The organism is Halorubrum sp. ASP1 (genome assembly GCF_005435135.1).
Taxonomy (GTDB): Archaea; Halobacteriota; Halobacteria; order Halobacteriales; family Haloferacaceae; genus Halorubrum; species Halorubrum tropicale.
Map to the genome: position 1 here is coordinate 88,576 of NZ_SGUA01000006.1, position 12,166 is coordinate 100,741.

Genomic DNA, 12,166 nt, shown 5'->3' on the forward strand with positions numbered 1-12,166 from the left:
CATCGCCGGCACTTCGTCGGCAGCGCACTTGATTCCGTCCCCGACCGCGGAACGCGTTGCCCAGGCTGCCGGCTGAAGGCGGGCGGGGAGTCCGGGATTCCGGTCCGGGATCCGCCGTCGAAACCGTGATACGCCCGGCCGACGACGACCCGGTATGCCAGACGTCGGCGACGACGCCCCAGACTTCACCGGATCGCTCGTGGACGGCGACATCGCACCGTTCGAACTCTCCGACCACCTCGGCGACGAGCCGGTCGTCCTCGCCTTCTTTCCGGCGGCCTTCTCGAACACCTGTACCGACGAGATGGAGGCGCTCCGCGACGGGTTCGACCGCGACGACTGTACGCTGTTCGGCGTGAGCACCGACCTCCCGCACGCGCTCGGCGCGTACCGCGCGCAGTACGACCTCCCGTTCGCCCTGGTCGGCGACCCCGACCACCGCGCGATCGAGGCGTACGACGTGATCGAGGCGTTCGAGCACTACGGCGTCGAGACGGTCGCGCAGCGCGCCGTCTTCGTGATCGACGAGGTCGGGACCGTGACCTACCGCTGGCTCGCGGACAACGCCGGACAGGAGCCGGACTACGAGGAGCTGGCCGCGGCGGTGGCGGAGGCGAGCGCCTGACGGGCGCGACGCCCGGGTCTGCGGTGGCCTCGCTCAGGCCGGATCGCGGAGCGAGTCGAGCGCCTCGGGGTTCTCCATCGAGGAGAGGTCTCCCGGGTCCTCGCCGACGTACACCGACTCGATCGCGCGACGGATGATCTTCCCCGACTGCGTCTTCGGGAAGGCGTCGACGAACAGCAGCTCGCGCGGCCGGAACGGCTTACCGTGCTCGTCGCCCACCAGCGCGCGGAGCTCCTCGCGGAGGTCGTCGCTCGGGTCGACGCCCGGTTCGAGCACGACGTACGCGACGACCGCGGTGCCGGTGGTGTCGTCGGGGACGCCGACCGCCGCCGCCTGATTGACGGCGTCGTGGTCGATGAGGACGCCCTCGATCTCCGCCGGTCCCACCTTCCGGCCCGCGACGTTCAGGGCGTCGTCGGCGCGCCCGTGGAGGAACCAGAAGCCGTCGTCGTCCCTCTGTGCGAAGTCGCCGTGGTCCCACAGGTCGGGCCACGTCGACCAGTACTCGTCGAGGTAGCGCTCGTCGCCCGACCACAGCGACTTCGTCATCGAGGGGCAGGAGTCGCGCGCGACGAGGTAGCCGCGCTCGCCGGACTCCTTCACCGACTCGCCGGTCTCGTCGACGATGTCGATGTCCATCCCGAGCCCCGGCCCGCCGAGCGTACAGGGCTTCAGCGGCTGGTTCGGCATCGGCATGAGGAAGCAGCCGCAGATCTCCGTGCCGCCGGAGATGTTGATTATCGGGCACTCGCCGCCGCCGACCGCGTCGTGGAACCAGCGCCACGACTCGGGGTCCCACGGCTCGCCGGTGGAGCCCAAGATTCGGAGCGAGGAGAGGTCGTGTCCCTCAACCCACTCGTCCCCGTGCTTCCGGAGCGCCCGGATCGCGGTCGGAGAGATGCCGAACTGCGTGATCGAGTGTCGGTCGATCAGCTCCCAAAAGCGGTCCGGCTCGGGGTGGTCCGGCGCGCCCTCGTACATCACCACCGTCCCGCCGAACGCGTGGTTGCCGATCAGCGTCCACGGGCCCATCATCCAGCCGATGTCCGAGACCCAGAAGAACCGGTCCGCGGGCTTCTGGTCGAAACCGAAGTGGATCTCCTTGGCGCACTGCGTGAGGACGCCGGCGTGGGTGTGGACGATCCCCTTCGGCTCACCGGTCGTCCCCGAGGAGTACAACAGCATAGACTCCTGGTCGCTCGGGAGGCGCTTCGTCTCGTACGTCGCGGGCTGCGAGCCGACCGCCTCGTCCCACGTCCGGTCGCGGTCGTCGTTCCACGGGACGGGGTCGGCGCCCGTATCGTCGCTCGCAGGCGTCGCGCTCAGTCGGTCGTACACGACCACCTCCTCGACCTGCCCGGCGTCGGCGATCGCGTCGTCCGCGGTCGCCTTCAGCCGGACCTCGTCGCCCCGTCGGTAGAACCCGTCGCCGGTGAACAGCACCGCGGGCTCGGCGTCGTCGATCCGCGTCGCGGTCGCCTCGCGCCCGAAGCCGGAGAAGATCGGGACGGCGACCGCGCCGACCTTCAGGCAGCCGTAGAGGATCGAGACGACCTCGGGCACCATGGGCATGTAGAGGCCGACCGTGTCGCCGGTCTCGATCCCGGCCTCGGTCAGGTAGTTCGCGACGCGGTCGCTCTGCCTGCGGAGCTCGTGGAACGTGACCTCGCGGACGTCGCCCGGCTCGCCCTCCCAGATCAGCGCGACGCGGTTGCGGTTCGGAGCGTCGACCGCGGCGTGGCGGTCGACGACGTTGTGCGCGACGTTGATCTCCCCGCCGGGGTACCAGTCGGAGAACTGCGGGCCCTCGGCGTCGTCCCGAACGGCGTCGTAGTCGGCGTAGAAGTCGATGTCGAGGTAGTCGACGATCTCGTCCCAGAACCAGTCGACGCCCGACTCGGGCTCGCCCGCGACCTCGGAGGTAGTGCGTTCGATGAGCGCCTCGTAGTCGTCGATCCCGTACTCCCGCATGAACGCGGCGACGTTCGTCGACTCGGCGAACGCCTCGCTCGGTTCGTGTACGACCTCGTCTATCCCCTCGTACTCGTCCATCTCGCCCGGTGATTTTCGCGGCGACCGTAAGTAACTTTCCTGAAAGACTACGGTGGCTCGGCGCACTCGCCCGTACGGACCACGTCCACGTCGACGGGAGCGTCGCCGTCGTTGCGGACCGCAAGGTCGAGTCGGCTCGGCTCGGGGTCACCGAGACAGCCGGCCGCCGCGCCGGCCGGCGCACCGAGGCCCGCCGCGAGGGAGCTCCGTCGTTCCATGGCGACCGGTCGTCGGGGCGGGAGTTCAACACCGCACACCGCGGCGGTGTGAGCCCGCGAAGAGAAAGTCGGCGTCCGGTCCCCTATTCGTCGTCGGTCTCGGCGTCGTCGTCACCCTCGTCGTCCGCGGCCGCGTGGACCGACTCGGGGACGATGTCGACGGAGGCGACCTCGTCGTCGGGGTCGAGGTTCATCACGATGACCCCCTTCGTGTTGCGGCTCACCGTCGATATCTCCTCGACGCGGGTCCGCATGATCTGTCCGGCGGCGCTCATCGCGATCAGGTGGTCGCCGTGGGTGACCGCCTCGATGGCGACGACCTCGCCGTTGCGGTCGCCGGTCTTGATGTCGACGAGCCCCTTCCCGTTCCGCGACTGCGGGCGGTACTCGTCGAGGTCGGAGCGCTTCCCGTAGCCGTTCTCCGTGACGGTGAGTACCCAGTTGTGGTAGCCGTCGTCGATGGCGGCGACGCCCGCGACGGCGTCGCCCTCGCGGAGGTCGATGGCGATCACGCCGCGGGCCGTGCGGCCCATCGCGCGGGCGTCCGACTCGTCGAAGCGGATCGCCATCCCGTCGCGGCTCCCGATGACGATGTCGCGCTCCCCGTCGGTCACCTCGACGTCGACCAGCTCGTCGCCGTCCTCCAGCCGGATCGCCCGGATCCCGGTCGACCGGATGTTACCGAACTCCTCGACGGCGGTCCGCTTGATGTATCCGTCGCGGGTGACCATCGTGAGGAACTCGTCGTCGTCCAAGTCTTCCGTGTTGACCACCGACTCGATCTCCTCGCCGTCGTCGAGGTCGAGGAGGTTGACCGCGGACTTCCCGCGGGCAGTGCGGGACATCTCCGGGATCTCGTAGGTCTTCAGCTCGTAGATCTGGCCGTGGTTCGTGAAGACGAGCAGGTAGTCGTGGGAGTTGGCCGCGAACACCGAGGAGACGCGGTCGCCCTCCTTCAGGCCGGTGCCGATGATCCCCTTGCCGCCGCGGTTCTGCGCGCGGAACTCATCGAGCGGCATCCGCTTGATGTAGTCGTCCTCGCTCATCACGACGACCTGCTCCTCTTCCGGGATCAGGTCCTCGTGAGTCACGTCGCCCGCGTCCTCGATGAAGCTCGTGCGGCGCTCGTCGTCGTACTCGGCCTTGATCGCCTGCAGCTCGTCGACGATCACTTGGTCGAGCTCGTCGGGGTCCGAGAGGATGGTCTCCAGCCGCTCGATCCGGGCCTTGACCTCCTCGTACTCTTCCTCGATCTCCGCCGTCTCCATCGACGTGAGCGATCCGAGCTGCATCCGGACGATGTGGGCCGCCTGCGCCTCGGTGAAGTCGAACGCGGACTCCAACGCGGTCTTCGCGGCGTCGCGGTCGTCGGAGTCCTGGATCGTCTCGACGACGCTGTCGACGTTGTCGAGCGCCTTCAGGCGCCCTTCGAGGATGTGCGCGCGGTCCTCGCGCTCGGCGAGCTCGTGCTCGGAGCGGCGGCGCACGACCTCGCGCCGGTGGTCGACGTAGTGTTCGAGCGTCTGCTTGAGGTCGAGCACCTGCGGCGAGCCGTCGACCAAGGCGAGGTTGATGACGCCGAACGTGCGTTCGAGGTGGCTCTCTAACAGCTGGTTTTTCACCACGTCCGCCATCGCGTCGCGCTTCAGCTCGACGACGATCCGGATCCCGTCGCGGTCGGACTCGTCGCGGAGGTCGCGGATCCCCTCGATGGCGCCCTCGTTTACGTCCTCGGCGATGCGCTCGACCAGCCTGGACTTGTTCTGCTGGAAGGGGAGCTCGCTGATGACGATCCGGCCCTCCTCCTCGTCGACCTCGAACTCCGCGCGGACGCGGATCCGGCCGCGACCGGTCTTGTAGGCCTTGTGGACCGCGTTCCGCCCGACAATGTTCGCGCCGGTCGGGAAGTCCGGCCCCTTGACGTGCTCCATCAGGTCCTCGACGCTCGCGTCGGGCGTCTCGATCAGCTCGACGGTGGCGTCGACCACCTCGCCGAGGTTGTGCGGCGGGATGTTCGTCGACATCCCGACGGCGATGCCCGACGAGCCGTTGACGAGCAGGTTCGGGAACGCGGCCGGGAGCACTTCGGGCTCCTCCAGGCGGTCGTCGTAGTTCGCCTGGAAGTCGACGGTGTCGCGCTCGATGTCCGCCATGAGCTCCTCGGCGATGGGGGCCATCCGGGCCTCCGTGTACCGCATCGCGGCCGGCGGGTCGCCGTCGACCGAGCCGAAGTTCCCCTGGCCGTCGACGAGGGGGTAGCGCATCGAGAAGTCCTGGGCCATCCGCGCGAGCGTGTCGTAGATGGCGCTGTCGCCGTGCGGGTGGTAGTCACCCATCGTCTCGCCCACGACGGAGGAGGACTTGCGGTGCGCGGAGTTGCTCGTCACGCCCGCCTCGTTCATCGCGAAGAGGATCCGGCGGTGGACTGGCTTGAGCCCGTCGCGTACGTCGGGGAGCGCCCGCCCCGCGATGACGGACATCGCGTAGTCGATGTACGACTGCTCCATCTCGTCTTCGATGCGCGCGTTCGTCACCTGCGCGGCGCGCACGTCGCCGGGGTCGGCGTCGGGACTTTCCGAGCTCATATGTCCACCCACTCCGCTTCGGTCGCGTGCTCCTTGATGAACTGCTTCCGCGGCTCGACCGCGTCGCCCATCAGCACGTTGAACATGCGGTCCGCGGCGGCCGCGTCGTCGACGTTAATGCGCTTGAGACGCCGGTTTTCCGGGTCCATAGTGGTATCCCACAGCTGGTCGGGGTTCATCTCGCCGAGCCCCTTGAACCGCTGGACCTGCGTCGGGTTGCCGTCGCACTTCTCCTCGATGATCCGGTCGCGCTCCGCCTCGGTCATCGCGTCGTACGTGTTCCCGCGGTAACGGACGCGGTACAGCGGGGGCTGGGCCGCGTACACGTAGCCGGCCTCCAGGAGGGGCTTCATGTGGCGGTACAGCAACGTGAGAAGCAGCGTCCGGATGTGGGCGCCGTCGACGTCGGCGTCCGTCATCAGGATGATCTTGTTGTACCGGACGTCGTCGATGTCGAACTCCTCGCCGATGCCCGCGCCGATCGCGGTGATCAGCGCGCGGATCTCGTCGTTCTCTAAGATCCGGTCGAGGCGGTGTTTCTCGACGTTGAGTATCTTCCCCTTCAGCGGGAGGATCGCCTGGTTCTCGCGGTTGCGGCCCTGCTTCGCGGAGCCGCCCGCGGAGTCGCCCTCGACCACGAACAGCTCCGCCTCCCCCGGGTCGCGGGTCTGACAGTCGGCGAGCTTCCCGGGCAGCGCGGTGGATTCGAGCGCCGACTTCCGGCGGGTGAGCTCCTCGGCCTTCTTCGCGGCCTTCCGGGCGCGCGCGGCCTCGGCGGCCTTGTGGACGACCTTCTCCGCCGTGTCGGGGTTCTCCTCGAAGAAGGTGCCGAGCTTCTCGTGGGTCGCGGACTCGACGACGCCGCGCACCTCGCTGTTGCCGAGCTTCGTCTTCGTCTGCCCCTCGAACTGCGGGTCGGGGTGTTTCACCGAGACGACCGCGGTGAGGCCCTCGCGCACGTCCTCCCCTTTGAGGTTCGCGTCGAGGTCGTCGACGAGCCCGTGCTCGTTGGCGTAGTCGTTGACCGTCCGCGTGAGCGCGGTCTTGAAGCCGGTGAGGTGGGTGCCGCCCTCGCGGGTGTTGATGTTGTTCGCGAACGCGTGGACGGAGCCCTGGAGCTCCTCGGTCGCCTGCATCGCGACCTCAACCTGGACGCCGTCGGTCTCGTCCTCGAAGTAGATGACCTCCTCGTGGATCGGCGAGCGCGTCTCGTTGAGGTACGCGACGAACTCGCGGATCCCGCCGTCGTACTTGAACGTCTCCGCGGTGTCGTCGCGGTCGTCGACGAGACGGATCTCGACGCCGGAGTTGAGGAAGGCGAGCTCGCGGAGCCGGTTCGCGAGCGTCGACGTCTGGAACTCCGTCGTCTCGAATATCTCCGCGTCGGGCCAGAATCGGATCTCCGTCCCGGTCGACTCGTCGCCGTCCATGTCGCGGACGCGCTCGAACCCGTCCTCCGCGGGCTCTCCCCCGGCGAACCGGTGGCGGAAGACGCCGCCGTCGCGCTTGACCTCGACCTCCAAGCGCTCGGAGAGCGCGTTGACGACGCTGACGCCGACGCCGTGGAGCCCCCCCGAGACCTGGTACGACTTGGAGTCGAACTTCCCGCCGGCGTGGAGGACGGTCAGGATGACCTCCAGCGCGGGCCGGTCGTACTCCTCGTGGGTGTCGACCGGGATCCCGCGCCCGTCGTCGCTGACGGAGACGGAGCCGTCCTCGTGGATCCGCACCTCGATCTCCTCGCAGTACCCCGCGAGCGCCTCGTCGATGGAGTTGTCGACTACCTCGTAGACGAGGTGGTGGAGCCCTCGACCGTCCGTCGACCCGATGTACATCGCCGGTCGCTTACGGACGGCCTGTAGGCCCTCGAGGACCTGGATTTGGCCGGCTCCGTATTCACTCTGCTCTGACATAGGAACTTACTACCGCTAATCGCTGTCGGGTTATAAAGCCGGCGCACGCGCGCGGGCGTGAGCGGCGACCGCCGTCGGACCCACGAGACGCGATCGGCACCGCCGACGGACCCACGAGACGCGGTCGTCGCGTGTGTAACGTTCCCACAGCTACAAGCCGTGCCCCCGCGTACCGATCGCCGAATGCTACCGATCGCGGACTCCTTCGAACACGTTCACCGCGGCTGCGAGATCCGGTACGGACGGGGGCGAATCGCCGACCTCGGGGGCTGGCTCGCCGAGCGCGGCCTCGACGACGCCCTGGTCGTCTGCGGTTCGAACACGGGCGCGAACGACGCGCTGATGGACCCGATACGGGGCGGGCTCGGCGACCGGCTCGCCGGCGTCTTCGACGGGACGACCCCCGACAAGCGGGTCGAGACCGCCTACGACCTGCTGGACGCCCGGGCCGAGGTCGGGGCCGACGTCCTCGTCGCGGTCGGCGGCGGCGCGAGCCTTGATATCGCGCGACAGGCGACGCTGCTCGCAGCCGACGGCCGCGACCTCGACGACCTCCGCGCCGACGCGGAGGCGGGGGCGGACGCGCTCGGCGACCTCGCGCCCGAGAGCGGTCCGGCGGTGCCCTTCGTCGTGGTGCCGACGACGTTCGCGGGCGCGGACGTCTCCACGGGCGGGTCCCTGGAGGTCTTCTCCGCCGACGAGTCGCCGACCGGCCAGCCGGTGACCGTCAGCGGGAGCGGCGCGTGGCCGATCGCGGACGTGGCCGACCCGGCGCTGTTCGAGACGACACCGACCTCGGTGCTGGCCGGGTCGGCGATGAACGGCTTCGACAAGGGGATCGAGACGCCGTACGCCCGCGACGCCGACCCGGTGAGCGACGCGGCCGCGGTCCACGGGCTCCGGCTCCTCTCCGACGCGCTGCCCCGCGTGGCCGGCGACCGACCGGGCGGCGAGGACGCGACGGACCGCGCGGTGGTGGGGTCGCTGCTCGTCCAACTGGACCGCAAGATCAGCGTGATCCACGCGTTCGGGCACGGGTTCGCCCGGCGCTACGACGTCCAGCAGGGCGCGATCCACGCCGTCGTCGCGCCGCACGCGCTGGCGTACCTCTTCGACGAGGTCGACGCGAGCCGCCGGGCGCTCGCGGCCGGGCTGGGGGTCCCGACCGACGGGCGCGACGACGGCGCGATCGCCGAGGACGTGGTCGAGGCGGTCGACGACGTCCGCGGTGCGCTCGACGTGCCGAGCCGGCTCCGAGACCTCCCCGAGACGGACGAGGCGGACCTCCCGGCGATCGCGGAGTTCGTCGCCGAGGACCCGCCGATGGAGCGCGCGCCGGCCGACCTCAACGCGACCGCGACGGGGATCCTCGGCGTGTTGCGCGCGGCCTGGTAAAGAGAGGGCCTCAGTCGTCCGCCGCCGCGTACGTCTCCAGCGCGGTCAGCCGTCCGTCCGCCGCGTCGAACACGTCGACGAACGCGAACAGGGCCTCGCCGTCGGCGTCGAGCAGTCGGCCGCGGACGGCCACGCCGGGGCCGGACGGGTACACGCCGTCGACAGCGTGGGTCGTGTCGGTGTTCGGCCGCTCGTCGCGCATGAACGCGACGAAGCGCTCGCGCCCCTCGAAGGTGCGGTCGGGGCGCCGCTGGACGAAATCCGGGTCGAGCAGCGACGCGAGCCGGTCGTACTCGCCCGCGTCGAGCGCGTCGTAGTAGGCGCGCGCGAGGGCGGCCGGGTCCGAGGGCGTCGCCTCCGCTCGCTCCCCGCCCTCACGCCGCGAGGGCATAGAACTCCTCCGCCGAGGTCCGGGTCCCCTTCGAGATGATCACGTCGCCGCCCCGGAGGGTGGTGTCGATGTCGGGACCGATCAGCCAGCCGTCGTCCGGGCGGCGGATCGCGAGGACGCTCGTCGAGATGTCCGTCGCGGGCACGCCGTCGACGACCGCGGTCCCGTCGAGGTCGCTCCCCGCGCCGACCTCGGTCCGGGTGATGATCTCGTCGGACTCCTGGACGGCCATCTCCACGACCGGGTGGACGTCGAGGTCGCGGCGGACCCCCTCGGTGATCGCCAGCGCGGCGTCGGATATCTCCTCGGTCGCGACGCCGAGGTGGATGAGCCCGCGCAGCGATACCGGGTCGTCGGCTGCGGCCGCGGCGCGGAGCGTCCACGCCTCGAAGCGCGACTGGAGCGCGTCGACCTCCACCTCGAGGTTGCTCACCTCCTCCGCCAGCTCCTCGTTGTCGAAGAGGACGGAGCCGTACGCGAGGTCGACCGCGAGCTCCGAGAGGTTCTTCATCAACACGATCGAGTCGACCGCGCGTTCGAGGTCGTCGATCCCGGGCTCGGCCGCGGGCCGCGGCTCGAACGGCTCGCCGCTCAGCTCGGGGACCACGTCCGCGACGCCGGCCTCGGGGCCGCGCAGGAGCGTCACGTCGCCCGCCTCAAGCCGGGTGGTCGGCCCGGGGTTGAGGATCCAGTCCTCGTCGCGCCGGACCGCGATGACGCGGACGCCGGTCTCCGACTCGAGGTCGATGTCGTCGAGCGTCCGGCCGGCGTACGCCGAGTCGGCCGTCGCGGTCGCGCGGACGAGCGTCTCGACGCCCGCCGAGAGCGCGCCGCGCATCGCGTCGGGGAGCCCGATCTCCTCGGTGACGATCTTTGCGATGTCGCCCGCGGCGTCGGCCACCTTGTCGGCGGCGGCGATGACGCCGAGGACCGGCGCGAGCGTCTCCGCCTCGGTCGGGTTCCGCGCCGCGAGCATCAGGCTCATCCGGGCGCGCAGCTGGAGCACGTCCATCCGGTGTTCCAGCTCGACGACCTCGTGCGCGACCGTCGGGCTCCCGTGGAGGACCGCCGAGTACGACAGGTCGATCAGCAGCTCCGCCGTGTCCTTCATCTCGACGAGCAGGTCCTTGACGCTCGTCGGCTCGTAGCGGACCGTGCGCCCGTCGAAACGTCCCATGCGACTCCCTCTCCGGCGGCGAGTAAAAGGCTTGTTGCGGGGACGACGGGGCGGTCGGAGGCCCCTCCGACCGGCTCAGAGCGCGTCGCCGGCGACGTACCCGGCGTCTGTCAAAGGCCCCTCCGACCGCTCCGTCGCGTCCGGGTCGCCGCCGACCGGCGCGGCGAGGTCGACGAGCGCGAGCCACCCGAGGAGGCGGGCGGCGCGGTCGCGCCACGCGGCCTCCCAGTCGGGGTTGCGCGCCCTGTCGTGGCGCGGGACCCGGTCGCGGGTGGCCGCGAAGAGGTCGTCGGGCGTCAAGGGGGCCTCCGGCGAGGCCTCGCGCAGCGCGGCGAGCGCCTCCGGGACGAGGAGGACCTCCTCGCGGAGCCCCTCGCGGACGCGCTCGGATGTCGGCTCGGCGTCGGCGCGGACGAAGCCGCGCGGGGTCTCCTCGACCAGGTCGAGCGCGCGCAGGAAGGCGAGCCAGTCGTTCGCGGTCTGCCGGTCGGGGAGGTCGCGGCGCCGACGAAGTCGAGCGCAGCAGTCGTCGGTGTCGCCCGGCACGAGCGGGACCGCGCGCTGGTACTCGCGGAGCGCGTCGAGGTCGGCCGGGGGGTCGGGGACGGGCTTGAGTCGCATCGGCGGCCTCGCGGGCGCTCAGCGGTAGCCGAACGACTCCGCGAGCAGTTCCTCGTCGGTCTCGCCGACGGTGTAGACGGGGCCGTCGACCACGTCGACGGTGACCTGCGCCGGGGCGAAGACGCTCTCGGGCACGTCGTAGAAGTCCCAGTCCGCGTCCTCGAACACCTCCACGAAGGGCGTCCCGTACTCCTCGCCGGCGGTCGAGACGATTTCGTCGAAGCGGTCGTCGTCGCGGGCGACCTGGAGGTGGACTTCGCCGCCGTACGCGAGCGCGTCGTTCGTGCGCCCCATCGCCTCCGTCTCGTCGCGGGTCGCGGGCGCGAGCGGCGCGGACCCCGAGGCGTGGAGCACGTCCGTGGGCTCGTAGCCGATCTCCAGCAGGCGGAAGACGGCGAGCTCGGCGGCGCGGGCCGCCGTGGTGACGGAGCCCGCGGTCGAGCCGGTGGCGAACGCCGGGAGGAACACGCCGTCGGTGTCGACCTCGGCCAGCTCCGCGACCTGCTCGGCCACTGCCTCGTCGGGCAGCGCCGTCGACTCGACCGCCAGCGTGGCGAACTCCGAGGAGTCGTAGTAGCCGACGCGCTCGAACTCGGTCTCGCGGCCGACGAGCGCGCGGGCCGGCCCGGAGCCGAGCCCCTCGAAGCCGCCCTCGGTCGTGATCTCCCAGCCCGCCTTCTGCGAGCACAGCAGCGCGACAGCGGGGTGGTCGGTCGACAGCTCGACGTACTGGCGGGGCGCGCCCGCGAGCTCGCCCATCCGGGTCTGGAGGTTCGCCAGCCCGGCGGTCTGTATCTCCGCGAGGAGCAGTCCCGCCTCGACGCCGCCGGCCGCGTCGACACCGAAGTCGACGACCGTGGCGCCGTTGTCAAGCTCGTAGCCGACGACGTCCAGCTCGCCGGCGAAATCGAGCGCCTCGTCGACCAGCTCGATCGCGGTCCGGTTGATGCTCTCCATGTCCCGGCCTACTCGCTCACCGTTTAAGCCGTTTGGCTGTTCGGCTCGCGGGCCGCGCGTGACTCTGCGAGATGGTCCGCATCGCTGAATCAGGCGGTGGCGCGTGCCTCTGAGTGGCCGCCTTCGGCGGCCGCGAGGAGCACGCGCGAGGGAGTCAGTCGTCCGAAGCGAAGCGAGGACGACTGACGAGGCTGGGGAGGCGTGAGGTGCTGTGCGGGGTGGGAATCAAAGG

The 12,166-nt window shown here is 70.4% G+C and carries 10 protein-coding genes; 2 read left to right on the forward strand and 8 right to left on the reverse strand.

Annotated elements, in window-relative coordinates; translation table 11 throughout:
• The first annotated feature begins 154 nt into the window (after positions 1-154).
• Entirely contained in the window at positions 155-625 is a 471-nt protein-coding gene (locus tag EXE48_RS10585; RefSeq protein ID WP_053771335.1) for a redoxin domain-containing protein, read from the forward strand.
• 33 nt (positions 626-658) lie between these two features.
• On the opposite strand, the gene EXE48_RS10590 is transcribed toward EXE48_RS10585, so the two are convergent.
• The 4 genes from EXE48_RS10590 to gyrB form a co-directional block, all read right to left on the reverse strand.
• Entirely contained in the window at positions 659-2,677 is a 2,019-nt protein-coding gene (locus tag EXE48_RS10590; protein ID WP_137711381.1) for an AMP-binding protein, read from the reverse strand.
• Between the two features lie 47 nt (positions 2,678-2,724).
• Entirely contained in the window at positions 2,725-2,895 is a 171-nt protein-coding gene (locus EXE48_RS18420; RefSeq protein ID WP_158295112.1) for a hypothetical protein, read from the reverse strand.
• A gap of 83 nt (positions 2,896-2,978) precedes the next feature.
• Positions 2,979-5,480, reverse strand: coding sequence for a DNA gyrase subunit A (gene gyrA / locus EXE48_RS10595; protein ID WP_053771337.1), 2,502 nt, complete (start codon positions 5,478-5,480; stop codon positions 2,979-2,981).
• Positions 5,477-7,393, reverse strand: coding sequence for a DNA topoisomerase (ATP-hydrolyzing) subunit B (gene gyrB / locus EXE48_RS10600; protein ID WP_053771338.1), 1,917 nt, complete (start codon positions 7,391-7,393; stop codon positions 5,477-5,479). The genes gyrA and gyrB overlap by 4 nt, the downstream gene beginning before the upstream one ends.
• Positions 7,394-7,576: 183 nt before the next feature.
• Between gyrB and EXE48_RS10605 the strand changes: the two genes are divergently transcribed.
• On the forward strand, positions 7,577-8,788 hold the full coding sequence (locus EXE48_RS10605) for an iron-containing alcohol dehydrogenase family protein (protein WP_137711382.1): 1,212 nt from the start codon (positions 7,577-7,579) through the stop codon (positions 8,786-8,788).
• A gap of 10 nt (positions 8,789-8,798) precedes the next feature.
• On the opposite strand, the gene EXE48_RS10610 is transcribed toward EXE48_RS10605, so the two are convergent.
• From EXE48_RS10610 to mch, 4 genes are all read right to left on the reverse strand, one after another.
• The gene (locus tag EXE48_RS10610; RefSeq protein WP_053771340.1) at positions 8,799-9,179 is read right to left on the reverse strand and encodes a nuclear transport factor 2 family protein; all 381 of its coding nucleotides are present in this window, start codon (positions 9,177-9,179) and stop codon (positions 8,799-8,801) included.
• On the reverse strand, positions 9,163-10,356 hold the full coding sequence (locus EXE48_RS10615) for a potassium channel family protein (protein WP_137711383.1): 1,194 nt from the start codon (positions 10,354-10,356) through the stop codon (positions 9,163-9,165). Before EXE48_RS10615 ends, EXE48_RS10610 begins: the two co-directional genes overlap by 17 nt.
• Positions 10,357-10,431: 75 nt before the next feature.
• Positions 10,432-10,977, reverse strand: a complete 546-nt coding sequence (locus EXE48_RS10620) for a double winged helix-containing putative transcriptional regulator (RefSeq protein ID WP_053771342.1) — start codon at positions 10,975-10,977, stop codon at positions 10,432-10,434.
• A gap of 18 nt (positions 10,978-10,995) precedes the next feature.
• A complete protein-coding gene (mch, locus tag EXE48_RS10625) occupies positions 10,996-11,934 on the reverse strand; it encodes a methenyltetrahydromethanopterin cyclohydrolase (protein ID WP_053771343.1) in 939 nt (312 codons plus the stop codon).
• Between the last annotated feature and the right edge of the window lie 232 nt (positions 11,935-12,166).